This window comes from Roseovarius nitratireducens, assembly GCF_002925845.1.
Taxonomy (GTDB): domain Bacteria; phylum Pseudomonadota; class Alphaproteobacteria; order Rhodobacterales; family Rhodobacteraceae; genus Roseovarius; species Roseovarius nitratireducens.
This window is the reverse complement of sequence record NZ_PDNI01000017.1, coordinates 149,726-174,024: the sequence shown is the minus strand read 5'-3', so window position 1 is coordinate 174,024 and position 24,299 is coordinate 149,726. Positions and strand designations below refer to the sequence as shown.

At 66.8% G+C, this 24,299-nt stretch carries 23 protein-coding genes and 1 tRNA gene; 16 read left to right on the top strand and 8 right to left on the bottom strand.

Going from position 1 to position 24,299, the window contains the following annotated elements; all coding sequences use genetic code 11:
• Window positions 1-315 precede the first annotated feature (315 nt).
• Complete coding sequence (locus CRJ03_RS02865) at window positions 316-1,716, top strand: hypothetical protein (RefSeq protein ID WP_104017400.1); 1,401 nt, start codon at window positions 316-318, stop codon at window positions 1,714-1,716.
• Window positions 1,717-1,933: 217 nt separating this feature from the next.
• On the opposite strand, the gene CRJ03_RS02860 is transcribed toward CRJ03_RS02865, so the two are convergent.
• Window positions 1,934-2,009: transfer RNA gene (locus CRJ03_RS02860), tRNA-Ala, on the bottom strand.
• Window positions 2,010-2,063: 54 nt separating this feature from the next.
• Window positions 2,064-3,419, bottom strand: coding sequence for a proline--tRNA ligase (gene proS / locus CRJ03_RS02855; protein ID WP_104017399.1), 1,356 nt, complete (start codon window positions 3,417-3,419; stop codon window positions 2,064-2,066).
• 415 nt (window positions 3,420-3,834) lie between these two features.
• Between proS and CRJ03_RS02850 the strand changes: the two genes are divergently transcribed.
• From CRJ03_RS02850 to CRJ03_RS02830, 5 genes are all read left to right on the top strand, one after another.
• Window positions 3,835-4,914, top strand: coding sequence for an AI-2E family transporter (locus tag CRJ03_RS02850; RefSeq protein ID WP_104017398.1), 1,080 nt, complete (start codon window positions 3,835-3,837; stop codon window positions 4,912-4,914).
• Window positions 4,911-5,588, top strand: a complete 678-nt coding sequence (locus tag CRJ03_RS02845; protein WP_104017397.1) for a P-loop NTPase family protein — start codon at window positions 4,911-4,913, stop codon at window positions 5,586-5,588. Before CRJ03_RS02850 ends, CRJ03_RS02845 begins: the two co-directional genes overlap by 4 nt.
• Before the next feature lie 49 nt (window positions 5,589-5,637).
• The gene (locus tag CRJ03_RS02840) at window positions 5,638-7,812 is read left to right on the top strand and encodes an RNA degradosome polyphosphate kinase (protein ID WP_104017396.1); all 2,175 of its coding nucleotides are present in this window, start codon (window positions 5,638-5,640) and stop codon (window positions 7,810-7,812) included.
• Window positions 7,813-7,861: 49 nt separating this feature from the next.
• Window positions 7,862-9,421, top strand: a complete 1,560-nt coding sequence (locus tag CRJ03_RS02835) for a Ppx/GppA family phosphatase (protein ID WP_104017395.1) — start codon at window positions 7,862-7,864, stop codon at window positions 9,419-9,421.
• A 65-nt stretch (window positions 9,422-9,486) separates the two neighbouring features.
• Window positions 9,487-10,530: an aldo/keto reductase gene (locus CRJ03_RS02830; protein WP_104017394.1), complete on the top strand. Its 1,044-nt coding sequence runs from the start codon at window positions 9,487-9,489 to the stop codon at window positions 10,528-10,530.
• 73 nt (window positions 10,531-10,603) lie between these two features.
• On the opposite strand, the gene CRJ03_RS02825 is transcribed toward CRJ03_RS02830, so the two are convergent.
• From CRJ03_RS02825 to CRJ03_RS02810, 4 genes are all read right to left on the bottom strand, one after another.
• Window positions 10,604-11,470, bottom strand: coding sequence for a DMT family transporter (locus tag CRJ03_RS02825; RefSeq protein WP_104017393.1), 867 nt, complete (start codon window positions 11,468-11,470; stop codon window positions 10,604-10,606).
• 71 nt (window positions 11,471-11,541) lie between these two features.
• A complete protein-coding gene (locus CRJ03_RS02820) occupies window positions 11,542-12,438 on the bottom strand; it encodes a cation diffusion facilitator family transporter (RefSeq protein ID WP_104017392.1) in 897 nt (298 codons plus the stop codon).
• Between the two features lie 8 nt (window positions 12,439-12,446).
• Window positions 12,447-12,863: a Fur family transcriptional regulator gene (locus CRJ03_RS02815; RefSeq protein WP_104017391.1), complete on the bottom strand. Its 417-nt coding sequence runs from the start codon at window positions 12,861-12,863 to the stop codon at window positions 12,447-12,449.
• A 234-nt stretch (window positions 12,864-13,097) separates the two neighbouring features.
• Complete coding sequence (locus CRJ03_RS02810; protein ID WP_338066327.1) at window positions 13,098-13,436, bottom strand: SMR family transporter; 339 nt, start codon at window positions 13,434-13,436, stop codon at window positions 13,098-13,100.
• Between the two features lie 110 nt (window positions 13,437-13,546).
• Here CRJ03_RS02810 and CRJ03_RS02805 point away from each other — a divergent pair, with 110 nt between their 5' ends.
• From CRJ03_RS02805 to CRJ03_RS02780, 6 genes are all read left to right on the top strand, one after another.
• Complete coding sequence (locus CRJ03_RS02805) at window positions 13,547-14,239, top strand: M48 family metallopeptidase (RefSeq protein WP_104017389.1); 693 nt, start codon at window positions 13,547-13,549, stop codon at window positions 14,237-14,239.
• A gap of 259 nt (window positions 14,240-14,498) precedes the next feature.
• Window positions 14,499-15,815 (top strand): glutamine synthetase family protein, encoded by a 1,317-nt coding sequence (locus CRJ03_RS02800; RefSeq protein WP_104017388.1) that lies wholly within the window; start codon window positions 14,499-14,501, stop codon window positions 15,813-15,815.
• Window positions 15,816-15,864: 49 nt separating this feature from the next.
• Window positions 15,865-16,542: a type 1 glutamine amidotransferase gene (locus CRJ03_RS02795; RefSeq protein ID WP_104017387.1), complete on the top strand. Its 678-nt coding sequence runs from the start codon at window positions 15,865-15,867 to the stop codon at window positions 16,540-16,542.
• Between the two features lies 1 nt (window position 16,543).
• Window positions 16,544-17,911 carry a glutamine synthetase family protein gene (locus CRJ03_RS02790; protein ID WP_104017386.1) on the top strand — a complete coding sequence of 456 codons (1,368 nt, stop codon included), beginning with the start codon at window positions 16,544-16,546 and terminating at the stop codon, window positions 17,909-17,911.
• Window positions 17,912-17,954: 43 nt separating this feature from the next.
• Window positions 17,955-19,259: an NAD(P)/FAD-dependent oxidoreductase gene (locus CRJ03_RS02785; protein ID WP_104017385.1), complete on the top strand. Its 1,305-nt coding sequence runs from the start codon at window positions 17,955-17,957 to the stop codon at window positions 19,257-19,259.
• A gap of 77 nt (window positions 19,260-19,336) precedes the next feature.
• Window positions 19,337-20,545, top strand: a complete 1,209-nt coding sequence (locus tag CRJ03_RS02780) for a DegT/DnrJ/EryC1/StrS family aminotransferase (RefSeq protein ID WP_104017384.1) — start codon at window positions 19,337-19,339, stop codon at window positions 20,543-20,545.
• A gap of 65 nt (window positions 20,546-20,610) precedes the next feature.
• Here CRJ03_RS02780 and CRJ03_RS02775 read toward each other — a convergent pair whose 3' ends face one another.
• Both CRJ03_RS02775 and CRJ03_RS02770 read right to left on the bottom strand, forming a co-directional pair.
• Window positions 20,611-21,192, bottom strand: coding sequence for a YceI family protein (locus CRJ03_RS02775; RefSeq protein ID WP_104017383.1), 582 nt, complete (start codon window positions 21,190-21,192; stop codon window positions 20,611-20,613).
• Between the two features lie 130 nt (window positions 21,193-21,322).
• Window positions 21,323-21,823 carry a hypothetical protein gene (locus tag CRJ03_RS02770; RefSeq protein ID WP_104017382.1) on the bottom strand — a complete coding sequence of 167 codons (501 nt, stop codon included), beginning with the start codon at window positions 21,821-21,823 and terminating at the stop codon, window positions 21,323-21,325.
• A gap of 230 nt (window positions 21,824-22,053) precedes the next feature.
• Here CRJ03_RS02770 and rpsF point away from each other — a divergent pair, with 230 nt between their 5' ends.
• The 4 genes from rpsF to CRJ03_RS02750 all read left to right on the top strand — a co-directional run bounded on the left by rpsF (window position 22,054) and on the right by CRJ03_RS02750 (window position 24,294).
• Window positions 22,054-22,407: a 30S ribosomal protein S6 gene (gene rpsF / locus CRJ03_RS02765; protein ID WP_104017381.1), complete on the top strand. Its 354-nt coding sequence runs from the start codon at window positions 22,054-22,056 to the stop codon at window positions 22,405-22,407.
• 29 nt (window positions 22,408-22,436) lie between these two features.
• The gene (gene rpsR / locus CRJ03_RS02760) at window positions 22,437-22,664 is read left to right on the top strand and encodes a 30S ribosomal protein S18 (RefSeq protein ID WP_104017380.1); all 228 of its coding nucleotides are present in this window, start codon (window positions 22,437-22,439) and stop codon (window positions 22,662-22,664) included.
• A gap of 12 nt (window positions 22,665-22,676) precedes the next feature.
• Entirely contained in the window at window positions 22,677-23,285 is a 609-nt protein-coding gene (rplI, locus tag CRJ03_RS02755) for a 50S ribosomal protein L9 (RefSeq protein ID WP_104017379.1), read from the top strand.
• Between the two features lie 286 nt (window positions 23,286-23,571).
• Window positions 23,572-24,294 (top strand): autoinducer binding domain-containing protein, encoded by a 723-nt coding sequence (locus CRJ03_RS02750; RefSeq protein ID WP_104017424.1) that lies wholly within the window; start codon window positions 23,572-23,574, stop codon window positions 24,292-24,294.
• Window positions 24,295-24,299 lie beyond the last annotated feature (5 nt).

The window sequence follows — 24,299 nt, the reverse complement described above, 5'->3', positions numbered from 1 at the left end:
GGCTCGCCTGGAAATGGCAAGTGCACGGCCGACAGCAAACGGGCGAAAGCCTGCGTCACGCATTCCTGGGATTCCGGTCGTGTCGCAGCCTGAAATTTGAAATTGAAGGGGGCGACGCTGGCCGCTCCGGATGACCCGAATGCTCCAACCTCCGAACAGAATAGGTCAACATCAACACGACATGGAACAAGCAACTGCGATCCTCTTCGCGGATATCATCGTGCGATGGCGCGACCTCTGCGATTGCCCATGCGTATTGCCGCCTGACAGCGCAGCAGGCACAAGTGTCTGGCAACTTGTGGGACGATTTCGGAAATGACCAATGGAAATCGAGAGAAGATCGACCTTCTAACCGGTCTCCTGCTGATCGCGATCACCTGTCTTGTCATCTTTCACGAATGGCATGTCGCGGCGTGGATGGCGCCCGCGAAACCTGTGCTTGTGGTGATGGTCGCCTGCATCTTCGCGGCGCAGGTGCGGTTTTCGCGCAAGGCGTTTGTCGCGGTGGCGCTCGGCCTGACGCTGGCGCTGGCGGTCAGCACGGCGGATTGGCAGGGCACGGTTCTGGACGGGCTGGGTTCGGCGGCGTTCATTGCGGCCTTCTTCTCGGCGCTCTCGACCCTGCGCAATGTCGCACAGACCTCGCCCGCGGTGCAGGCGGCGGGCCGGTTTCTCTCGGGCCAGCGGCCGGGTCGGCGCTATGCCGCGCTGACCGTGGGCGGTCAGGGATTCGCGTTGCTCCTCAATTACGGTGCCATCCAGCTCTTGGGCGCCTTGGCGCTCGCAAATGCCGGATCCGAGCCAAACGCAGAGGTGCGCGGGCACCGTATCCGGCGGATGCTCCTGGCCATTCAACGGGCCTTCGTGTCGACGCTTCCATGGTCGCCCCTTTCCTTTGCGATGGCGATCTCGGTTAGCGTCGTGCCAGGGGCAAGCTGGTCACAGGCGATGGTCCCGGGGCTGGTTTCGTCCGCGCTTCTGGCCGGGGTCGGCTGGGGGCTGGATACCGCGTTCAAGCCAAGGCTGAGCGTAACGCCTCGACGCCCCGAGCCGAGTGGCTCCTGGGCCTCCATGTTGCCAATGGTCGCACTGCTCGGGGTCCTGGTGGTCAGCGTCATCACCCTGTCTGCCGTCACGGACGTGCGGATCGTCGGGCTGGTGGTGGTTATCGTGCCGGTGATCGCGCTTGTCTGGATGCTGATCCAGCACTGGGCACATGCGCCCGTCCGGTCGGTGGCGACGCGGGTCGGTGATTACGTGATCAAGGAACTGCCGGGGTATCGCGGCGAACTCACACTGCTGATGATGGCGGGGTATATCGGCACCGTCGGCTCGGCCCTGCTGGGGCCCTTGATGCAGCGTGCCGGGCTCGACCTTTCGGTGCTGCCCCCGTGGGTCATCCTCGTAAGCTTTGTCTGGCTCATCCCGCTGGCCGGGCAGGTCGGGATGAACCCGATCCTGGCCGTGACGCTGATCGCGCCGCTCATCCCCGGGGCGGACAGTCTCGGCGTGGCTCCGCCCGCCATCGTCGTGGCACTGGCAGCCGGCTGGGCGCTGAGCGGGGCCAGTTCGCCGTTCACCGCGACGACGCTGTTGATCGGATCCTTCGCCGGCATCAGCGCGCTGCGTGTCGGATGGGTGTGGAACGGTGTCTATACGCTAAGCTGCGGCATCGCCCTGTCGATCTGGGTGGTGCTTTACGCCTTCGTCTTGTGATGGCCGAATGAATGGATAGCCGACGCGGTATTCTGGAGAATGTTGCCGGCCGCTCGTTCCAAACCCGCGCATGTGGACCAACGTCAGATGCCAGTATCATGCCGGGATCGAAGTCGGGTCAAAGCCCTCGCAGCGTTCGCTGGAGGCGCTTTCCGAACTGGTAATATCGCCCGTCCGTTCAAGCTCTTGGCGAACATCTCAAAGATCAAGCAAGAGATGGTGGAGCCGAGGGGAATCGAACCCCTGACCTCGTCATTGCGAACGACGCGCTCTCCCAACTGAGCTACGGCCCCGGTGGGCGCTGATTTGCGCAATTTGCCTGCCAAGGTCAAGGGGCAAAGCGCCGCTCAGAAGCATGGGCGCAGCACGTGCCCTGCATAGATATCGGCGAGCCGTTTCACCGCGTCCTCGGGCGGCAGTTCCTCGCTCTCGCCGGTGCGTCGCGAGGTGAGTTCGACCACGCCGTTCTTGAGCCCCCGCGGCCCCACGGTGATCCGCCACGGCAGGCCGATCAGGTCCATCGTGGCAAACTTGCCGCCCGCGCGCTCGTCGCGATCGTCGTAGAGCGGCTCGAGCCCGCGCGCCGTCATCGCGGCATAGAGCGCCTCGCAGGCGGCATCGGCCTCGGCGTCGCCCTGCTTGAGGTTGACGATACCCGCGTGGAAGGGGGTGACGCCCTCGGGCCAGATGATGCCCCGCTCGTCATGGCTCGCCTCGATGATCGCGCCCACGAGGCGGCTCACACCGATGCCGTGGCTGCCCATGTGCACCGGCACGGGTTTGCCGTCGGGGCCCTGCACGGTGGCGCCCATTGGCTCGGAATACTTTGTTCCGAAATAGAAAATCTGTCCCACCTCGATGCCACGGGCGACGCGGCGGCGGTCCTCGGGGATCTCGTTGAACAGCGCCTCGTCATGGGTCTCGTCGGTGCGGGCATAGCGCGAGGTGAATTCCTCAAGCACCGCGCGGCACTGCGCGGGATCGTCATAGTCGATCTCGCGGTCGCCGAATTTCAGGTCGGTGATGGCGCTGTCGTAGAACACCTCGGACTCGCCGGTTTCGGCCAGCACGAGGAATTCGTGGGTGTCGTCGCCGCCAATGGGGCCGGAATCCGCGCGCATCGGGATCGCCTGAAGGCCCATCCGCTCGTAGGTGCGCAGGTAGCTCACGAGATGGCGGTTATAGGCGTGCAGCGCATCTTCTTTAGTTAAATCAAAGTTGTAGCCGTCCTTCATCAGGAACTCGCGGCCGCGCATGACGCCGAACCGGGGGCGGACCTCGTCGCGGAATTTCCACTGGATCTGGTAGAGGGTCAGGGGCAGGTCCTTGTAACTGCCTACGTGGGAACGGAAAATGTCGGTGACCAGTTCCTCGGCCGTGGGGGTATAGAGCAGGTCGCGCCCGTGCCGGTCCTTCATGCGCAGCATTTCCGCGCCGTAATCGTCGTAGCGGCCGCTCTCGCGCCACAGGTCAGCCGATTGCAGGATCGGCATCTGGATCGGGTTGTGACCCGCCCGCGCCTGTTCCTCATGAACGATATTCTCGATCTTTCTCAAGACCTTGAAGCCCAGAGGCAGCCACGAATAGATACCTGCCGTCGCCTGCTTGATCATGCCGGCGCGCAGCATCAGCCGGTGGCTGGCGATCTGCGCCTCGGCGGGCGTCTCCTTGAGGACGGGCAGGAAATAGCGGCTCAGACGCATGGGCGGGCCTCGTGGCTTGGGGGCGAATGTCGCGGCGGTTCTAGGCGAGAAGCCGAAGCGGGGCAAGACGCCGCGCGCGCCGCCCCGGTACCCCCGAACCTGCAGGTTCAGCGCACGAACCGCACGGTTCGCGGGGCCCGGCGGGCGGTGGGGCGACGCGACGTTAACGGATGGCGGGTTGAGGGCGGCGGGGATCGGCGTGGTCGGTCCGCCGTCGGGGCGCGGTTTGCGGGGCTTTGCATGGGGGTGCGATTGAGGAATGAGGTCCTCGGATCAAGCCCGAGGATGACGGAGGCGCTGGGTACGAGAGGTCCTCGGGTCGAGCCCGAGGATGACGGGGGGATGACGCGCCGAGCGCTCTTGAAACCCCCGGCGTCACAAGCGATGTTGCGCACACGCAGCCGAAGGAACGCCGATGGCCCTGCCGGTCCGGGATCAGATCAAGTACTGGGGCATCGCGGCCATCGCGGTGTTCGTGGTGCTGTGGTTCCTGGGCGACGTGATGCTGCCCTTCGTGCTGGGCGCGGCGGTGGCGTATTTCCTCGACCCCGTCGCCGACCGGCTGGAGCGGCTGGGGATGAGCCGCATCCTCGCGGTGGCGACGATCACCGCGGTGGCGATGCTGGTGCTGGTGATCGTGGCGCTGCTCATCATCCCGTCGATCGTGGCGCAGGCGATCGCCCTCTTCGACACCGCGCCGCAGCTTGCGCGCGATTTGCAGGGCTTTCTCGGCAAGCACCTGCCATCGCTCTACGAGCCGGACTCGACGCTGCAGCAGGCGCTGCAATCGCTGGGCGAGACGGTGCGCGAGCGCGGCGGGGAACTGTTGCAGACCGCGCTCAGCTCGGCCGCGTCGCTGGTCAACGTGGTGGTGCTGCTGGTGGTGGCACCGGTGGTCGCCGTCTACCTGCTCTATGACTGGGATCACATGGTGGAGCGGATCGACCACCTGCTGCCGCGCGATCACGCGCCGATCATCCGGCGGCTGGCGTGCGAGATCGACGCCACGCTGGCGAGTTTCGTGCGGGGCATGGGCACGGTCTCCGTGATCCTCGGCACCTATTACGCGGTGGCACTGATGCTGGTGGGGCTGCAATTCGGCCTCGTCGTCGGAGCGGCGGCGGGGCTGGTGACGTTCATTCCTTATGTCGGCGCGATCTTTGGCGGCACGCTGGCGCTGGGACTGGCGCTGTTCCAGTTCTGGGGCGACTGGCTGAGCATCGGGCTGGTGGCCGCCATCTTCGTCGCCGGGCAGGTGATCGAGGGCAACCTGCTGACCCCGCGCCTTGTCGGCTCGTCGGTGGGGCTGCACCCGGTGTGGCTGATCTTTGCGCTGTCGGCCTTCGGCACGCTGTTTGGCTTCGTCGGCATGCTGGTGGCGGTGCCGGTGGCCGCCGCGCTGGGGGTGATCGCGCGGTTCGCCGTGGCGGAGTACCAGAAAAGCCGGCTCTATCGCGGGCTGGACGGGCCCGACGAGGATAGGGGCAACGGATGACATCCCGGCAACTGGTCTTTGACCTGCCCGCGCGCACGGCGCTGGGGCGCGAGGATTTCTTCGTCTCGCCGGCCAACGCGCAGGCGGTGGCGCTGATCGAGGGCTGGCGCGACTGGCCGGCGCGCAAACTGGTACTGGCCGGGCCGCGCGGCGCGGGCAAGACGCACCTGGTGCATGTCTGGGCGGCGCTGACGGGCGCGCCGATCGTGGCCGCGGGTGACCTGGGCGGCGCCGATATCGACGCGCTGGCCGCCGGGCCGGTGGCGGTGGAGGATGCCGATGGCATCGCCGGGCACGCGGAGGCCGAGGCGGCGCTGTTTCACCTGCACAACCTGGTGCTGGCGGAGGGTCACGCGCTGCTGGTCAGCGCGGCCGCGCCGCCGCGGCACTGGGGCCTTGCCCTGCCCGACCTGGCGAGCCGGATGGAGGCCATGCTGCTCGCGCGGCTGGGGCCGCCCGACGACGCGCTGCTGGCGGCGGTGCTGGCCAAGCTCTTTGCCGACCGGCAGCTTGCCCCCGCGCCCGATTGCGTGCCCTACCTCGCCCGGCGCATCGAGCGCACGTTCGACGCGGCCCGCGCCACCGTCGCCGCGATCGACGCGCGGGCGCTGGCCACGGGGCGGGCGATCACGCGGCAGCTCGCCGCCGAGGTGCTGGACAATCGCGGTCACTGACGCCATCATCCGTCACCCGAGTGTTACACTCCGCCACCATAAGGCCCGCATGACTCAGGCTGATTTTCTCAGGAACCCCGCCCCCGAACCGGTCACACCCGAGGGGCTGGACATTGCCGGGCCGGGCCGGTTCTTTAACCGCGAGCTGAGCTGGCTCGGGTTCAACTGGCGGGTTCTGGAAGAGGCGGAAAACCCGCGCGTGCCGCTGCTGGAGCGTCTGCGCTTCCTGTCGATCTCGGCCACCAACCTGGACGAGTTCTACAACGTGCGCGTGGCGGGCCTGCGTGAATTGGCCAAGGCGGGCAGCACCACGCCCGCCGCCGACGGGCTGACGCCTGCCGAGCAGCTCGTGCTGATCAACGAGAACGCCCGCAGGCTGCTGCAAGCGCAGCAACAGGCGTTCGAGACGCTGCGCACGGAGATGGAGGGCGAGCGCATCTCGATCCTCACCCATGACGTGCTCGACGACACGGACCGCGAGTACCTGGCCGAGATGTTCCTGCACCGGGTGTTTCCGGTGCTGTCGCCGCTGGCCATCGACCCGGCGCACCCGTTCCCGTTCATTCCCAATCTCGGCTACGTGCTGGCGTTGCAGATGTCGCGCATCTCGGACAAGCGCCCGCTTCAGGCGCTGCTGCCGATCCCGCAGCAGATCGACCGGTTCGTGGCGCTGCCCGCACCCGAGGGGGCGCACCGGTTCCTGCCGCTGGAGGAATTGCTGCTGTTGCATCTCGACAGCCTGTTCCCCGGCTACCGCTACAAGGGGCATTGCGCATTCCGCGTGTTGCGCGACAGCGATCTCGAGGTCGAGGAAGAGGCCGAAGACCTGGTGCGCGAGTTCGAGGTGGCGCTGAAGCGCCGCCGCCGCGGCGAGGTGGTGCGGATGAAGATCACCTCGGGCGCACCCGAGGCGCTGCGCGAGGTCATCATGCAGGAGCTGCACGTCATCCCCGACGAGGTGGTGGAACTGGATGGCATGATCGGGCTCGCCGATCTGAAAGAACTGGTGCTCGATGCGCGGCACGACCTGCTCTGGCCGCCGTTCACGCCGCGCGTGCCCGAGCGGGTGCAGGATCACGGTGGCGACATGTTCGCCGCGATCCGGCAGAAGGACATGCTGTTGCACCACCCCTACGAGACATTCGACATGGTGGTGCGGTTCCTGCAACAGGCGGCGCGCGACCCCGACGTGCTCGCCATCAAGCAGACGCTCTACCGCACCTCGCGCAACTCGCCCATCGTCGAGGCGCTGTGCGAGGCCGCCGAGGAGGGCAAATCCGTCACCGCGCTGGTGGAGCTCAAGGCGCGGTTCGACGAGGCCGCCAATATCCGGCAATCGCGGCGGCTGGAGCGGTCGGGCGCGCATGTCGTCTACGGCTTCGTCGACTGGAAGACCCACGCCAAGATTTCCACCGTGGTGCGGCGCGAGGGCGACACCCTCGTGACCTATACCCATTACGGCACCGGCAATTACCACCCGATCACCGCGCGCATCTATACCGATCTGAGCTTTTTCACCTGCGACGCCAAGCTGGGGCGGGACGCGACCAAGGTGTTCAACTACCTGTCGGGCTATGCCGAGCCGGAGGGGCTTGAGAACATCTCGATCTCGCCCAAGTCGCTCAAGCCCAGGCTGCTCGACATGATCGGGCGCGAGGCCGAGCACGCCCGCGCGGGCAAGCCGGCGGCAATCTGGGCCAAGATGAACTCGCTGATCGAGCCGGACGTGATCGACGCGCTTTATGCCGCGTCGGAGGCGGGGGTGAAGATCGACCTCGTGGTGCGCGGCATCTGCGGGCTCAGGCCCGGCATCGCGGGGCTGTCGTCGAATATCCGCGTCAAATCCATCATCGGGCGGTTTCTCGAGCATTCGCGCATCGTCTGTTTCGGCAACGGCGCCGGGCTGCCGTCAAAGAAGGCACGGGTGTTCATCTCTTCCGCCGACTGGATGGGCCGCAACCTCAACCGCCGGGTCGAGACACTGGTGGAAACCACCAATCCCACCGTCAAGGCGCAGATCGTCAGCCAGATCATGGCCGCCAACATGGCCGACGTGGCGCAAAGCTGGGTCATGGCGCCCGATGGCAGCTTCGTGCGCGAACCGACCCCCGAGGGGGAATTCGCGTTCAACTGTCACCGCTTCTTCATGGAGAACCCGTCGCTGTCGGGGCGCGGCTCGGCGGGGGCGTCGGACGTGCCCACCCTCACCCACACCGACGATTGACCCGCGCGCGCCCGCGGCCTAGACACGTCAGGGACCGGCAAGACAGACGATGGACGGCGTGAACGATCCCGCAGCGCACAGCGACCGCCCCTTCGGGCGTCCGCTCTTCGACAGCCCCGAGGCGCGCGCGCTGTCCCGCGTGGGTGTGGTGGACGTGGGTTCCAACTCGGTGCGCCTCGTGGTGTTCGACGGCGCCGCGCGCAGCCCGGCCTATTTCTTCAACGAGAAGGTGATGTGCGGCCTCGGCGCGGGCATGGCCGAGACCGGGCGGCTGGATCCGCAAGGGCGCGCGCGCGCGCTCGACGCGCTCAGGCGTTTCGCGCATGTGGCCGACGGGCTGGGCACCGGCCCGCTCAACGCGGTGGCGACGGCGGCGGTGCGCGAGGCCGAGGATGGCCCCGACTTCGTCGCCGAGGTGGAGCGCGAGACAGGCATCCGGCTCTTTGTCATCGACGGCCCCGAAGAGGCACGGCTCTCGGCGCAAGGGGTGCTGCTGGGCTGGCCTGGGGCCTATGGCCTCGTGTGCGACATGGGCGGCTCGTCGATGGAACTGGGCGAGATCGACGGCGGCCGCGTTGGGCGCTGCGTCAGTGCCAAGCTCGGTCCGCTCAAGCTGCGCGATCTCAAGGGTGGCAAGAAGGCGCGCAAGGCGCTGATCCGCGAAACGGTAGAGCGGCTGCGTGACGGGCTCGGTGAACAGAAGAACCGGCTGTTCCTGGTGGGGGGCTCGTGGCGCGCGATCGCCCGCGTCGACATGGCGCGGCGCGGCTATCCGCTGCACGTTCTGCACGAATACCGCATGACCGCCGCCGACCTGCGCGCCACCATCAAGCATATCGCCAAGCACGACGCGGACGCGTTGCGCGCGCAATCGGGCGTGTCGGCGGCGCGCATCGCGCTGGTGCCCTTTGCCGCCGAGGTGCTGCGCGAGGTGGTGCGCAGCTTTCGCCCGCATGACATCGCGGTGTCGAGCTACGGTATCCGCGAGGGGCTGCTCTATGAACAGATGCCGGAATCGCTGCGCGTGCGCGACCCGCTGATCGAGGCATGCCGCTTTTCCGAGGCCAAGGACGCGCGCCTGCCCGGTTTTGGCCAGGTGATCTATCGCTTCATCGCGCCGCTCTACAAATCCGCACGGCCCGAGCGGCTGCGGCTGGTCAAGGCGGCCTGCCTGCTGCACGACGTGAGCTGGCGCGCCCATCCCGACTACCGCGCCGAGGATTGTTTCGACAACGCCACCCGCGCCAATCTCGGCGGGCTGAAGCATTCCGAGCGGGTGTTTCTCGGGCTGGCGCTGTTGCACCGCTATTCCAACAAGCGCGCGGGCACGCGGTTCGACACGCTGGAAGAGCTGATTTCCGAGCGCGACCGCAACGAGGCCGAGATCCTCGGGCGCGCCCTGCGGCTGGCGGCGATGCTGTGGCTGACCGACGAGACCGATATCGCGCGGATGCGCTGGCACCCGCGGCGCAAGGTGCTGAAGCTCGATCTCGCCTCGGACGCCTCGGCGCTGTTCGGCGAGGTGGCGCAGGCGCGCTTCAAGGCGCTGGCCGGGGCGCTGGGGGCCACGCCGGAGGTGCGGGTGGGCAGGAAGCGCGTGGCCATCTGAGCGGCGCTTGCCATCGCGGGGCCGCGCCCATAGGCTCCGCGCGAAACGGGACAGGACCATCCGACATGCACAAAAGACCGCTGGGCCGCACCGGCATCGAGGTGAGCGCGCTGTGCCTCGGCTCGATGACCTGGGGCGCGCAGAACACCGCCGAAGAGGGCCACGCGCAGATCGACCGGGCGCTGGACCGGGGCGTGAATTTCATCGACACTGCCGAGATGTATCCCACCGCGCCCGTCCGAGCCGAAACCACTGGCCGCACCGAGGAGATTATCGGCGACTGGGTCGCACGGACGGGGCGGCGGGATGAGGTGGTGCTGGCCACCAAGCATTCCGGCGCGGGTTTTTCGCACGCCCGCGACGGCGCGCCGATCTCGGCGGCGACCATACCCGAGGCGGTGGAGGGGTCGCTGCGGCGGCTGCGCACCGATTACATCGACCTCTATCAATTCCACTGGCCCAACCGGGGCAGCTACATGTTCCGCCAGAACTGGAGCTTCGATCCCTCGGGGCAGGACCGCGCCGCGACGCTCGCCCACATGGAAGAGGCGCTGGAAGCCTTGCAACGCGAGGTCGACAAGGGCCGCATCCGCGCCTTTGGCCTGTCGAACGAGAGCGCGTGGGGCACGGCGCAATGGCTGCGGCTGGCCGAGGCGGGGCGCGGGCCCCGCGTGGCCTCGATCCAGAACGAGTATTCGCTGATGTGCCGCCTCTATGACACCGACCTGGCGGAGCTGAGCGTCAACGAGGATGTCGGCCTGCTGGCGTTCTCGCCGCTGGCGGCGGGGATGCTGACGGGCAAGTACCAGGACGGCGCGCTGCCCGCAGGATCGCGGATGACGATCAACACCGATCTCGGCGGGCGCCGCGTGCCGCGCGCCTTTGCCGCCGTGGATGCCTACCTGGAGGTGGCGCGCAAGCACGGGCTCGACCCGGTGCAGATGGCGCTGGCGTGGTGCCTGACGCGGCCATTCATGTGTTCGGCGATCTTCGGCGCGACGCGCATGGATCAGCTCGACCGGGCGCTGGGCGCGGCGGACGTGACGCTGGGCGACGAGGTGCTGGCCGATCTCGACGCGACGCACAGGGCGCACCCGATGCCGTTCTGAGGGGTGGGGGAGAGGTACGGCGCGATACCCCGCGCGGAACACGCAGACTGTCGCTTCGGGCTAGGCCTCTCCCCTATCGCCGCCGCCCCATCCGTGCCTCGCGCATCAGAGTGTAGAGCCCCGAGGCCACGATCACCGCCGCGCCGGTGAGCGTCCACGTATCGGGCCGCTCGGCAAAGACCAGCATCCCGATCCCCAGCGCGAACACCAGCCGCGTGTAGCGAAACGGTGTCACCACCGCCACCTCGCCCACCCGCATTGCCGCGACGATGGCGTAATAGGCCCCCACGCCGCAGGCCAGTGCCAGCCCGAGGTCACGCATCTGCACGCCCCCCGGCGCCACCGGCCCGTCCCCGAACGCCAGAAGGATCGCGCCCGTCGGCACCAGCGTGGCAAAGGCATAGGCCGAGAGCTGCATCGACGAGATCGCCGCCGGCACCGCCCGCGTTGCCAGGTCCCGCACCGCCAGCCCGACCACCGCCCCCACGGCAAAGAGCGAGGCGGGCGCAAAACCTTCGAGCCCCGGGCGCACCACCATCAGCACGCCCGCGAACCCCACCAGGATCGCCGACCACCGCCGCCAGCCCACCGGCTCGCCCAGGAACAGCGCCGCACCCAGCGTGACGGCGAGCGGCGTCGCCTGAAGAATCGCCGAGGCCGACGACAAGGGCGTCAGCGCGATCGCGGTGACGAAACACATGGTGCCCGCCATCTCTCCGGTGTTGCGCAGGATCACCGGCCGCGCCAGCAAATCCCGCGAGAACAGCCGCCGCCCCTGCCCCAGGCAGATCGCGGCGAATATCACCGCGCCGCCCAGCCCCAGCACCATGATGATCTGCCCCACCGGCATGGCCCCGGCCAGCCGCTTGATGAACATGTCCTCCAGCGCGAAGCCGGCCATCGCCAGCACCATCAGCACGCTGCCGCGCAGGTTTTCCATTCTCGGGGGCCTTTCCTCGGGGGCGATCACCCCCTATTCGCACAGCCCGCGACGGGGCGAAAGCCACTGGCCTACGACAACACGACGATGCCGCTGTGCTTGGCCTTGTGCTCGGGTTCGACATGGATCGTCACCCGCGCATCGGGCAGCGCGCCCATCAGCGCCGCCTCGATCCGGTCGCACAGCGCGTGGGCGGCCTCTACCGTGGTCTCGCCCGGCACGACGAGGTGAAACTCGATGAACGTCACCGGACCGGCGTGGCGCGTGCGCAAGTCATGCGCCTCCAGCGCGGTTTCGCCCTCGGCGCTCTCGGCGATGATGCGGCGGATGCGCACCAGCTCGTCATCCGACACCGCCTCGTCCATCAGCCCGCTCAGCGAGCCGCGGATCACGCTCCAGCCCGACCACAGGATGTTGAGCGCCACCAGCACCGCGAGCGCGGGGTCGAGCACCCACCACCCCGTCGCCACTGCCAGCGCCACGCCCGCCAGCACCCCCACCGACGAGACCACGTCGGTCATCAGGTGCCGCCCGTCGGCGGCCAGCGCGGGCGAGCGGTGCCGCCGCCCCTCGCGGATGAGCAACCACGCCCACGCCGCGTTGATCACCCCCGCCACGGCATTGACGGCCAGCCCCAGCCACGGCGCGTCGATCGCGCGCGGCGCGGCAAAGCCCGCCCACGCCTCGCGCAGGATGAACACCGCCGCCAGCACGATCAGCACGCCTTCCAGCACCGCGGCGAAGAACTCGGCCTTGTGATGGCCGAACGGGTGGTTGGCATCCGCCGGACGCCGCGCCAGCCGCAAGGCGGCGATCACCGCCAGCGCGGTGGCCACGTTGACCACGCTTTCGAGCGCATCGGACATGAGCGCCACCGAGCCGGTCACGCGCCACGCCACCACCTTGAGCGAGAGCACCGCAAGCCCCACCAGCACGCTGCCCAGCGCCAGCCGCATCACCCGGTCCATGTTCCGCGCTACTCCTTGTCCTTGCGCGGCACGCCGTAAAGCTCCAGCCGGTGCCCCACAAGCCGATAGCCCAGCTTCTCGGCGATGCGCTCCTGCAGGGCCTCGATATCGGGATCGACGAATTCGATCACGTCGCCGGAATTGACGTCGATGAGATGATCGTGATGGGCGCGCTCGGCATCCTCGTAGCGCGCGCGCCCGTCGCCGAACTCCAGCTTGTCGAGGATACCCGCCTCCTCCAGCAGCTTGACCGTGCGATACACCGTGGCGATGGAGATCTTCGGGTCCCGGGCGGTAGCGCGGGCGTGCAGTTCCTCGACATCGGGGTGATCGTCGGAAATCTCCAGCACGCGGGCGATCACGCGCCGCTGCCCGGTCATCCTCAGCCCCCTGGCCGCGCAGCGCTCGGTGATGGTGTCGCGCATCGCACGCCTCCGCATCGGTTACGCAAGCCGGGATAGCGCCCCAAGCGGCGCATTTCCACCCTTTTCAGGACCGCCGAGCGACCCCGGTCACTCCTGGATCGGCGTTATGGCGTTGGCGGGACACGGGGGACTCGCGTCAATGCGCGGATCAAGACATGCTTGCACGCCTCGGCTGCCGGTCGATGCGTGGCACACTCCGACCACCGTTCCTGCCCGCAGCGCGACAACCACCCGTCAATGCGGCGCCACCTTGGAGAAGAGCTGGATCACCACGATCCCGGCGAGAATCATCGCGGTGCCGATCATCGCAGGCGCGTCCAGCTTCTGCCCGAAGATCACGTAGCCGATGGCGGCGATGAACACGATGCCCAGCCCCGACCAGATGGCATAGACCACGCCCACCGGCATGTATTTGAGCGTCAGCGCAAGGAGGTAGAAACTGATCGCGTAGGCGACCACCACCAGCACCGACGGCCACAGCCGGGTGAATTGCTGGCTGGCCTGCAACGCCGTGGTGCCCGCCGTCTCGGCGAGGATCGCCAGCGCGAGAAAGATATAGACCTGGACGCTCATGGCAGACGCTCCTTGGATGGGATGTGGCCCCTCGTTACGCGAGCACCCTCGCGCGGTCCAGCCCGTCCCGCCGCTTGCCAGCGGCGCCCCGCTGCCCCATATCTCGGGTCATGTTGAAATTCACGCCGATCCTTCTGGCGCTTCTCTACGCGCTCGCGATGTATCGCTTCTCGGTCTGGCGCACCACGCGCGAGCTCGACGCGCGCTCGACCGAGTTGGCCGACCCGCGGCTCAAGTCGGTGTTCGACCGCCTCGCCCGCGCGCTCGACCTGCCGCGCGTGCGCGTGCATCTCTACGAGATCGACCCGGTGAACGGGCTCGCCGCCCCCGACGGGCGCATCTTCATCACCCGCGGCTTCTACCGCAAGTTCCAGACCGGCGAGGTCTCGGCCGAGGAGATGGCCAGCGTGATCGCGCACGAGCTTGGTCACGTTGCCTTGGGCCACGCGCGGCGGCGGATGATCGACTTTTCCGGGCAGAACGCCCTGCGTACGGCGCTGGCGATGATCCTGTCGCGTTTCCTGCCCGGCATTGGCGTGTGGATCGCCAACGGTATCATGTCGCTTCTGGCCGCGCGGCTGTCGCGCGGCGACGAACACGAGGCCGACGCCTACGCCGCAGCACTTCTGACCAAGGCGGGGATCGGCACCGAGCCGCAGAAATCGCTGTTTCAGAAGCTCGAGGCGCTGACCTCGGGCGCGGGTGGCGCGATGCCCGCGTGGCTGATGAGCCACCCCAAGACCGCAGACCGCATCGCCGCCATCGAGAAGCTCGAGGACCGCTGGCAGCGCTCGCTGCATTAACGTCGTCCTCGGGCTTGACCCGAGGATCTCTTGACCGGGAGGTCCTCGGGTCAAGCCCGAGGATGACATTTCCACACCTATTCCGTTGCGCAAATCCCTTCACACCTTCCCCGTGCGCTGCCCGGCACGAACCTTGCGGTTCGCCTCTTGAACCTACAGGTTCGCCCCGGTGCCGCTTGGCATTTTTTTGATCAAATTATCCTTGGCAAGCCCCCTGCCCCGCGATAGGCTCGCCAAAACCCCGATCAGGACCTCCCCGATGGACCTCTCACAGTTCCAGACCTTCCGCGTGGCCGCGTGCGACCTCAACGGCAGGATGCGCGGCAAGCGCCTGCCCGCAAGCTTTGCCGACAAGCTCGACGACGGTAGCCTGCGTATGCCACTAAGTGCCTTGAATCTCGATATTTTCGGTGCCGATATCGAGGGCTCACCGCTGGTTTTCGACAGCGGCGACATTGACGGGCGGCTATTCGCGACCGACCGTGGTGCCGTGCCCCTGCCCTGGTTGGAAGAGCCGCAGGCGCTGGTGCCGATGGTGATGCATTACGAGGACGGCACGCCCTTCACGGGCGACCCGCGCCACGCGCTCTCGGCTGTTCTGGCGCGCTATGCCGCCCGCGGATGGGAGGTGTTCGCCGCCACCGAGCTTGAGTTCACGCTGGTCGATCCATCCGGCAAGTCGTTGAAAACAATTCGCGATCCACGTTCCGGGCGGCGCATGAAGGCGCCCGGCATCCTCAGCCTGGGGCAGATGGACGCGTTCGACGAATTCCTCTCGGCGCTTTACTCGGCGGGGGCAGAGATGGGCATCCCGGTGGAATCGGCGATCTCGGAGGCCGGTATCGGACAGTTCGAATTAACCCTCCACCACCAATCCGCGCTGCGCGCCGCCGACGATACCTGGCTGTTCAAGACCCTCATTACCGGGCTTGCACGACGGCACGGCTATGTCGCCACGTTCATGGCCAAGCCCTTCGACGCCGATAGCGGCAACGGCATGCACATGCATTTCTCGGTGCTCGATGCCGAGGGAAACAACGTGTTCGACGACGGCACGCCACGCGGCACCGATGTGCTGCGCAGCGCGGTGGCGGGGTGCCTCGCGGCGATGCCCGCCTCGACGCTGATCTTTGCCCCGCACGCCAACAGCTACGCCCGTCTCGTGCCCGGCGCGCATGCGCCCACCGGCGCGGGCTGGGGGTATGAGAACCGCACCGCCGCGCTGCGCATCCCCGGTGGCGCGGGCGCCGCACGCCGGATCGAGCACCGCGTGGCGGGTGGCGACATCAACCCCTACCTGACCTTTGCCGCCATACTGGGTGCTGCAATCACCGGCATCGACGACGCGATGACACCCCCCGACCCGATCACCGGCAACGCCTACGAGGCGGACCTGCCACAGCTTGCCGCCGACTGGCAGAGCGCCATCGACCTGTTCGAGGCCGATCCGCTGATCGCCCGCATCTTCCCCGCCGATCTGATCGCCAACCTGGTGATGACCAAGCGTCAGGAACACGCGCGCATCGACCAGATGGCCGCAGAGGATCACTGGAAGGTCTATCTCGAAACGGTGTAGGGTTCGGGAAAGCCCACCGCCAAGATTTGATCAAACAACGGACACCCAAATGAAGATCGGCATCCTGAAAACCGGCCACGCCCCCGACATCGTGCTGGGTGAACTGGGCGATTACGACGCCATGTTCGCGCGGCTGCTGGAGGGGCACGGATTCGACTTCGAACCTTACAACGTGGTCGATGAAGAATTCCCTGATGGACCGCACGCCGCCGACGGCTGGCTCGTCACCGGCTCGAGACACGGCGTCTACGAGGATCATCCCTGGCTGCCCCCGCTGGAGCAACTCATCCGCGACATCCGCGCGGCGGACCTGCCGCTGGTCGGTGTGTGCTTCGGCCACCAGGTGATCGCACAGGCGCTGGGCGGCAAGGTGGTCAAGCACCCCGACGGCTGGCGCGTGGGCGCCACGACCTACGAGATCGACGGCCGCCCCTACACCCTCAACGCCTGGCACCAGGACCAGATAATCGCGGCCCCGCCGGGCTCGGAGGTGGTGGGCCGCGCCGAAGGCTGCGACATCGCCGCGCTGCGATACGGTCCGCGCATCTTCAGCGTTCAGCCGCACCCCGAGTTCAATGCCACCATGATGGACCGTCTGATCGAGCACCGCGCCATCGGCGTGGTTCCCGATCCGCTGCGCGATCATGCGCGCGCCCGGCTCGACACACCGACCGACACGGACGCGATGGCGCAGACCATCGCCGACATTTTCACGAAAGGCGGCTGAGATGGCTGATTTGAAAGAGTTCGTCAAAGGGCTTCCCGAGGCGGCGCAAGCCTATCTGGAGAACCGCCGCCTAGACGAAGTTGAATGCATCATCTCGGACCTGCCCGGCATCGCCCGCGGCAAGGCCGTTCCGGCGACGAAATTCGCCCGGCAGGACTATTTCCACCTGCCAGATTCGATCTTTTACCAGACCATCACCGGCGACTGGGGCGAAGCCGCGGGCGACGAAGGTTTTATCGAGCGCGACATGATCCTGCGCCCCGACATGTCCACCGCGTCGGCCGCGCCGTGGACGGCGGACTGGACGATACAGGTGATCCACGATGCGTTTGACCGCGAGGGCGCGCCGATCCCGTTCAGCCCGCGCAACGTGCTGCGCCGTGTGGTCGAGATGTATCACGCGCGCGGCTGGAAGCCCGTGGTCGCGCCCGAGATGGAATTCTTCCTCGTGGCGCGCAACCTCGACCCCGCGCATGAGATCAAACCGATGATGGGTCGCTCCGGCCGCCCTGCCGCCGCACGGCAGGCCTATTCGATGACCGCGGTGGATGAGTTCGGCCCGGTGATCGACGACATCTACGATTTCGCCGAGGCGCAGGGCTTCGAGATCGACGGCATCACGCAGGAGGGCGGTGCCGGGCAACTCGAGATCAACCTGCGGCACGGCGATCCGATCAAGCTCGCAGACGAGGTGTTCTACTTCAAGCGGTTGATTCGCGAGGCGGCACTCAAGCACGACTGCTTTGCCACCTTCATGGCCAAGCCGATCGAGGACGAACCGGGCAGCGCCATGCATGTCCATCACTCGATCCTCGATATAGAGACCGGGCGCAACCTCTTTGCCGGGCCGCAGGGCGGTGAGACCGACCTGTTCTTTCACTTCATCGGCGGCTTGCAGAAACACCTGCCTTCGGCCATCGCGGTGCTGGCACCTTACGTCAATTCCTATCGCCGCTACGTCAAGGATCACGCCGCCCCCATCAACCTCGCCTGGGGCCGCGACAACCGCACCACCGGGATCCGCGTGCCGCTCTCGGGGCCCGACGCGCGGCGGGTCGAGAACCGGATGGCCGGGATGGACTGCAACCCCTATCTTGGCATCGCCGCGAGCCTTTCCTGCGGCCTGCTGGGCATCCTGAACGAGGAGTGGCCCGACAAGCAGTTCAAGGGCGATGCCTATTCCGGCGAGTCCGACATTCCCAACGTGATGGGCGAGGCGCTGACCCTCTTCGAGGAGGCCACGGCGCTGCACGACATCCTCGGGCCCGAGTTTGCCCGTGTCTATGCCATCGTGAAGCGCACAGAGTACGAGGAATTCCTGCAAGTCATCAGCCCGTGGGAACGCGAGCACCTGCTGCTCAACGTCTGAGCCCCGGGGCGCGGAAGGAGAGTATTTCGGGAGAGATGAAGCCATGAACCTGCTCCATGCCAACGACCGGCGGGGGGAGTATCCGCCAAGCTGGTACGCCGCCACGACCGAGCCGCTGCCGCCGTTCCCGCCCCTGCGCGGCGCGGCGCGGGCCGATGTCTGCGTTGTGGGCGCGGGCTATACCGGGCTGTCTGCGGCGCTGCACCTGGCCGAGGCAGGGCACGACGTGGTGCTGCTCGAGGCGCAGCGCGTGGGCTTTGGCGCGTCCGGGCGCAATGGCGGACAATTGGGCAGCGGGCAGCGGATGGAGCAGACCGTGCTGGAGCGGCTGGTGGGTGCGGATGACGCGAGCCATCTGTGGCGGCTGGGTGAAGAGGCCAAGGACCTCGTCAAGGGGCTGGTGGCGCGCCACGGCATCGCCTGTCATCTCAAGCCGGGCGTGGCGCACGCCTGTTTCACCCCGCGCGAGATGGACGAGGAACACGCCTATGCCGCCGATCTCGCCGCGCGCTACGGCTATGAGCAGATCGAGACGTTGGACCGCGAAGCGATGCACGCGCTCTGCCCCTCGCCCGCCTATCACGGCGGCACGCTGGACATGGGCGCCGCGCATCTGCACCCGCTGGCCTTTGCCCTGGGGCTGGCGCGGGCGGCGCAGGCGGCGGGGGTGCGCATCCATGAGGGCGCGCAGGTGCACGACATCCAGCGCGGGGCCAAGGCCCGCGTGGCCACCGATGCGGGCCATGTCGAGGCGGATCACGTGGTGTTGGCCTGCAACGGCTATCTCGGCGGGCTGGAGCGGCGGGTGGCCGCGCGCGTCATGCCGATCAACAATTTCATCGTCGCGACCGAGCCGCTGGGTGAGGACGCCGCGCGCGTGCTGACCCGCGACGTGGCGGTGGCGGACACGAAATTCGTGGTGAACTATTTCCGTCTCAGCCATGACAAGCGGCTTCTGTTTGGCGGTGGTGAGAGCTATGGCTACCGCTTTCCGCGCGACATCCGCGCCACCGTGCGGCGGCCCATGCTCGAGATCTTTCCGCATCTGGCGGAGGTGCCGCTCGACTACGCCTGGGGTGGGACGCTGGCCATCACCATGAAGCGGATGCCGTGCCTGGCGCGGGTTGCGCCCAATATCCTGTCGGCCTCGGGCTATTCGGGCCACGGGGTGGGCATGGCGACGCTCGCGGGGCGGCTGATGGCCGAGGCGGTGCGCGGGCAATCGGATGGATTCGACTGCATGACGCGCGTGCCCTGCCCCGCCTTTCCCGGCGGCACGGCACTGCGCAGCCCGCTCCTGGTGCTGGCGATGAGCTGGTTCGCGCTGCGCGACCGGCTTGGTCTCTGACGGGCTTTGACAAACCGTCACAATTCGGGCCTATATGTTCGGGAAAGCCGAAAGTCACTTTCAGGAAAGCCGAACGCATGACGCAAGCCCCGAATGTCCACGACGCCGAGCCGATCCCCGAAGCCGCGCGCGCCGAGATCGAGCGGCTGCTCCTCTCCGGCGACCTGTTTCGCTACACCGCTCCGCGAAACGCGCCAGTGACACTGCTCGAGCGCGAATTCGCGGAGATGATGGGCACATCCTACGCGCTCGCCGTGTCGTCGTGCTCGGCGGCGCTGTTCCTGTCGCTGAAGGCGCTGGGGCTGCCGCGCGGGGCAAGGGTGCTGATCCCCGGCTTCACCTTTGCCGCCGTGCCCTCCTCGGTGGTCCATGCCGATTGCGTGCCGGTGCTGTGCGAGGTGGGCGAGAACTACCGCATCGACATCGCCGATTTCGAGGCGCGGCTCGAGGGTGTCGAGGCGGTGATCGTCAGCCACATGCGCGGCCACACCTCCGACATGGACGCGATCATGGCGCTGGCAGAAGCGCGCGGCGTGCCGGTGATCGAGGACGCGGCGCATTCGCTGGGCACGCTGTGGCGCGGGCGAAAGATCGGCACGATAGGGCGTGTGGGCTGTTTCAGCTTTCAGTCCTACAAGCTGGTGAACGCGGGCGAGGGCGGCATTCTGATCACCGACGATGCCGACCTCGTGGCGCGCGCGGTGATCATGTCGGGCGCCTACGAACACAATTGGGCCAAGCACATGGACGGCACCGATGAAGCGCTCGACGCGGCCTTTGCCCGCTGGCAGAACCGGCTGCCGCTCTACAACCTGCGCCTGTCGAACCTGTCGGCGGCGATCATCCGCGCGCAACTGCCCGAGGTCCCGCGCCGCGTTCAGGCGGGCCGCGCCAACCACGATCACGTGGCCGGGCGGCTCGACTCGTCGCCGCACCTGTCGGTACCTGCCCCGCTCGACGGCGAGGTGCGTGCGCCCGATTCGATCCAGTTCAACCTCGTCGGGCTGAGCGACGTGGAAGCCCGCGATTTTGCCGAGAATGCCGCTGCGCGCGGTGTCAAGGTGCAGGTGTTCGGGCAGAGCACGGACAACGCGCGCGCCTTCTGGAACTGGGGTTTTCTGCCCGGACCCGCGCCCGACCTGCCGCGCACGCGGGCGATGCTGATGCGGGCCTGCGACGTGCGCCTGCCCGCGCGGTTGACACGACAGGACTGCGATACCGTGGCCGATATCCTGCTCGAGGCAGTGGCAGAGGTGACGGGTGCGCGTCGTGCCTACGGCACCTGATAGACGCAAAGGGGCCGCCCGCGATGCGGACGGCCCGGCATTCGTGTGAGCGGTGAGCGCAAGGGTTATTCCGGCTTGCCCGCCTCGAGCGAGATCTCGACCTGCACCTCGTCGCTGACATAGGGCGCGAACTTGCCGAGCCCGAAATCGGTGCGCGTGAGCGTGGTCGTGGCGTCGAACCCGACCCAGGGGCGGTTCTCCATCGGGTGGGCATTGGCCTTTTGATTCATCACCGTGTCGAGATCAACCGACTTGGTGACACCGTTCATGGTCAGATCACCGGTGATGATCGCGGTGTTCTCGCCCGTCACTTCGATACCGGTCGAAGTGAAAGTGACCATGTCGCCCGCCTCCGCACCGAAGAAGTCATCGGACATGAAATGCTCCTCGCGTGCTTCCCAGCCGGTGAACATCGACATCACCGGCATGGAAACGCTGACCGAGGAATTGGCCGGGTCGTCCTCGTCGAACTGGATTGCACCCTCGAAACCCGAAAACATCCCCGTGGTCGTCGAGAAGCCAAGGTGGTTGTAGGTGAACACGACCTGGCTGTGGGCGGGGTCGAGGTCATAGGTCTCGGGCGCGGCATGGGCCACGGAGGCGGCAAGCGCGAGCGCGGCGGCGGTGCTGAAGACGGTCGGTCTCATCTGCAAAAAACTCCAATCCTGCAATCGTCAAGCGATACGCAGGAAATTGGATCATTCACGGCAGAGAACAATTGCACAGTTTCAAACAACCCCTGTGGACAGGCGAACACTCGCCGCGGCGCGCCAACGGTCAGCGTGCGGCGGCGAGCGCCTCGCGCAGGAGCCGTTCGCGGTACCTGCCCGCCACATGGAGCGACACAACGAGCCGCCCACTGCGGTCGCGCGCGCTCAACAGCCCGTCACGCAGGGACAGTTCGGGCAGATCGTCGAGCGGGTGCACCGACACGTGATGCACGCCGCCGTGACCCCGGCTCAGCACACGCAACTCGCGCGCGGTACGGTCGATCTGCACCTCGGGGCGTCTGTCGGGCAGGCGCGCGGCGTGGAGACAGAGCGCCCCGGACCAGAAAAGACCGATCGAGAACAAAAGCTTGATAAGCATCATAGCGGGATCGGGGCCATGCGTCGGCAGCACCCAGAGCCCAAGCGCGGCCGCGATGAGCCCCGCACCCACCAAACGCAGCACGATCCGCACCAGGCCGCGCCCCCCGTCATGAACGGGAATGCCGGGATCGCCGCCGCGCAGGGGCGGACCTGTGAGATCGCGATCGAAATCGGAGTGCGCAACCATGATCCTCTCCTTTCCTCGACAGGCGCAGTCTGCGCGGCAATCGTGCCCGGAATTGGGCAACCCGGGGGCCAAGGCCGGATCCGGCGCGATCGCCCTTGCAGGCGCGGATGCAGCACGGTATACGCCGCCAACCTTTCGCAAACGTTATGGACCGCGCAGACTCTCGTGGACGGGCAGCGAAAGGGTATCGCCCGCCCTATGAAATGCGCCTTGACAGAAGTGGAGACGACATGCCGCTTTACGAGCATGTGATGATCGCGCGCCAGGATCTTTCCAACGCGCAGGCAGAGGGGCTCATCGAGCATTTCAGCACCGTTCTCGCCGATAACGGGGGCAAAGTCCTCGAAAGCGAGTACTGGGGCGTCAAGACGATGGCCTACAAGATCAACAAGAACCGCAAGGGCCACTACGCCTATCTCAGGACCGACGCACCGGCCGCTGCCGTGCAGGAAATGGAGCGCCTGATGCGTCTGCACGACGACGTGATGCGCGTGCTGACCATCAAGGTCGATGCCCACGAAGAAGGGCCGTCGGTGCAGATGCAAAAGCGCGAGGAACGCGGCGAGCGCCGCGAGCGCCGTTGATCCACCACCTGAGAAAAGGACGATAAGTAATGGCTACGAAACCGTTTTTCCGCCGCCGCAAGGTCTGCCCCTTCTCGGGCGAGAACGCGCCGAAGATCGACTACAAGGATACCCGCCTGCTTCAGCGCTACATTTCCGAGCGCGGCAAGATCGTGCCGTCGCGCATCACCGCCGTGTCGGCCAAGAAGCAGCGCGAGCTGTCGCGTGCGATCAAGCGCGCGCGCTTCCTCGCGCTTCTTCCCTACGCCGTGAAATAAGGAGGCGAGACCATGCAAGTGATCCTTCTGGAACGCGTCGCCAAGCTTGGCCAGATGGGCGATGTCGTCGAGGTCAAACCCGGCTTCGCACGCAACTACCTGCTGCCGCAGGGCAAGGCGCTGTCGGCGTCCGAGCGCAACATCGCCGATTTCGAGGAGCGCAAGGCGCAACTCGAAGCGCAGAACCTCGAGACCCGCAAGGAAGCCGAGTCGCTCTCCGAGAAGCTCGACGGCCAGAGCTTCATCGTGATTCGCCAGGCCTCGGACGGCGGCAACCTTTACGGCTCGGTCAGCACCCGTGACGTGGCCGATGTCGCCATCGCCGAGGGCTTTTCCATCGACCGCAAGCAGGCGATCATCCGCCAGCCGATCAAGACGCTCGGCCTGCACGAGGTCGAGATTCACCTCCACCCCGAGGTGATGGCGGCGATCACGCTCAACGTGGCGCGTTCGCCCGAGGAAGCCGAGCTTCAGGCCTCGGGGCGGACGATCCAGGACGCCGCCGCCGAGGAAGAGGCCGCGGCGGATTTCGAGATCGCGGAACTGTTCGACGATATCGGTGGTGCCGCCTCGGACGACGACGCCCCCGGAGCCGCCACCTCGGAAGACGAGAGCGCCTGATCGGCCACCCGGCACGCAGACGTTAAGACGCACCGCGCGGCCTGCCCGCGCGGTGCGTTTGTCATTCTGGCGGATCGCTCGACACGCGCCTTCATCCCATGCTAGCGTTGGAAATGTTCGTATGTGCTCGCTTTTAACTTGACATTACCTGGCAGGGCACAACCATGGGATTACCTCGGGCGGGGCACGATCATGTGTCATGGCCCGGTACGGTTGACGCGGTGGCGTGTTTCCAGGGAGAGAACGGTTCTGAGAAGCGGCGCACGCCGCGGCGGGAGGCACCATGATGGGTGACGCATTCGACCAGGCCGGGCTTATCGACCTCGCCGAATTGCCCGATGCCGCGCAGGATTTCGACGCCTTTCTTCGCGAAATACGCGACCGGTTCGGTGTCGATCACGTCGCCTATGCCGGAATGAACCCGATCAATCGCTCGGTTATTGGCCACGTCACCTACGGCAAGGATTGGCAAGAGCATTACGCCACCCAGGGCTTTCACCGCATCGACCCAACCCTGCACAGCGCGCGCCGCTCGATCGCACCGGTGGACTGGTCGCGGCTGGAGCGCGACCTCGACTATCTCACGGTGTTTCGCTCCGCCCATGATTTCGGCATCTCCGACCAGGGCGTCACGATCCCGGTGCGTGGCCCCTATGGCGACATCGGCGGGCTGAGCCTGACCTGCGGTGGTTCCAAGACGGAATGGAAGGCACTTTGCCGAGAGAACCTGCACGTCTGGCAGGCGCTTTCGGTACATGTGCACGACCTTGTGATTAGTTCGGACAGTTTCTCGAGCCTGTTGCGCGGCCCGTCGATGTCAATGCGCGAACGCGAGATCCTGCAATGGACGGCTGAGGGTAAGTCGCAGCAGGATATCGCTGATATCCTTACGATTTCTCACCGCACGGTCGAGGTTCACCTGCGCTCGGCGCGCCACAAGCTATACGCGCTCACCACGGCACAAGCGGTCGGTCGCGCGATCTCGATGGGGCTCATCTACCCCGGCTGAGGCGA

Coding starts and splice junctions, on each gene's coding strand:
- CRJ03_RS02850 (WP_104017398.1), top strand. CDS start 3,835: ATGGCCCTGCCGGTCCGGGATCAGATCAAGTACTGGGGCATCGCGGCC.
- CRJ03_RS02770 (WP_104017382.1), bottom strand. CDS start 21,823: ATGGTTGCGCACTCCGATTTCGATCGCGATCTCACAGGTCCGCCCCTG.
- proS (WP_104017399.1), bottom strand. CDS start 3,419: ATGCGTCTGAGCCGCTATTTCCTGCCCGTCCTCAAGGAGACGCCCGCC.
- rpsR (WP_104017380.1), top strand. CDS start 22,437: ATGGCTACGAAACCGTTTTTCCGCCGCCGCAAGGTCTGCCCCTTCTCG.
- CRJ03_RS02810 (WP_338066327.1), bottom strand. CDS start 13,436: ATGAGCGTCCAGGTCTATATCTTTCTCGCGCTGGCGATCCTCGCCGAG.
- CRJ03_RS02835 (WP_104017395.1), top strand. CDS start 7,862: ATGGACGGCGTGAACGATCCCGCAGCGCACAGCGACCGCCCCTTCGGG.
- CRJ03_RS02795 (WP_104017387.1), top strand. CDS start 15,865: ATGAAGATCGGCATCCTGAAAACCGGCCACGCCCCCGACATCGTGCTG.
- CRJ03_RS02790 (WP_104017386.1), top strand. CDS start 16,544: ATGGCTGATTTGAAAGAGTTCGTCAAAGGGCTTCCCGAGGCGGCGCAA.
- rplI (WP_104017379.1), top strand. CDS start 22,677: ATGCAAGTGATCCTTCTGGAACGCGTCGCCAAGCTTGGCCAGATGGGC.
- CRJ03_RS02750 (WP_104017424.1), top strand. CDS start 23,572: ATGGGTGACGCATTCGACCAGGCCGGGCTTATCGACCTCGCCGAATTG.
- CRJ03_RS02840 (WP_104017396.1), top strand. CDS start 5,638: ATGACTCAGGCTGATTTTCTCAGGAACCCCGCCCCCGAACCGGTCACA.
- CRJ03_RS02805 (WP_104017389.1), top strand. CDS start 13,547: ATGTTGAAATTCACGCCGATCCTTCTGGCGCTTCTCTACGCGCTCGCG.
- CRJ03_RS02785 (WP_104017385.1), top strand. CDS start 17,955: ATGAACCTGCTCCATGCCAACGACCGGCGGGGGGAGTATCCGCCAAGC.
- CRJ03_RS02865 (WP_104017400.1), top strand. CDS start 316: ATGACCAATGGAAATCGAGAGAAGATCGACCTTCTAACCGGTCTCCTG.
- CRJ03_RS02780 (WP_104017384.1), top strand. CDS start 19,337: ATGACGCAAGCCCCGAATGTCCACGACGCCGAGCCGATCCCCGAAGCC.
- CRJ03_RS02825 (WP_104017393.1), bottom strand. CDS start 11,470: ATGGAAAACCTGCGCGGCAGCGTGCTGATGGTGCTGGCGATGGCCGGC.
- CRJ03_RS02820 (WP_104017392.1), bottom strand. CDS start 12,438: ATGGACCGGGTGATGCGGCTGGCGCTGGGCAGCGTGCTGGTGGGGCTT.
- rpsF (WP_104017381.1), top strand. CDS start 22,054: ATGCCGCTTTACGAGCATGTGATGATCGCGCGCCAGGATCTTTCCAAC.
- CRJ03_RS02815 (WP_104017391.1), bottom strand. CDS start 12,863: ATGCGCGACACCATCACCGAGCGCTGCGCGGCCAGGGGGCTGAGGATG.
- CRJ03_RS02775 (WP_104017383.1), bottom strand. CDS start 21,192: ATGAGACCGACCGTCTTCAGCACCGCCGCCGCGCTCGCGCTTGCCGCC.
- CRJ03_RS02800 (WP_104017388.1), top strand. CDS start 14,499: ATGGACCTCTCACAGTTCCAGACCTTCCGCGTGGCCGCGTGCGACCTC.
- CRJ03_RS02830 (WP_104017394.1), top strand. CDS start 9,487: ATGCACAAAAGACCGCTGGGCCGCACCGGCATCGAGGTGAGCGCGCTG.
- CRJ03_RS02845 (WP_104017397.1), top strand. CDS start 4,911: ATGACATCCCGGCAACTGGTCTTTGACCTGCCCGCGCGCACGGCGCTG.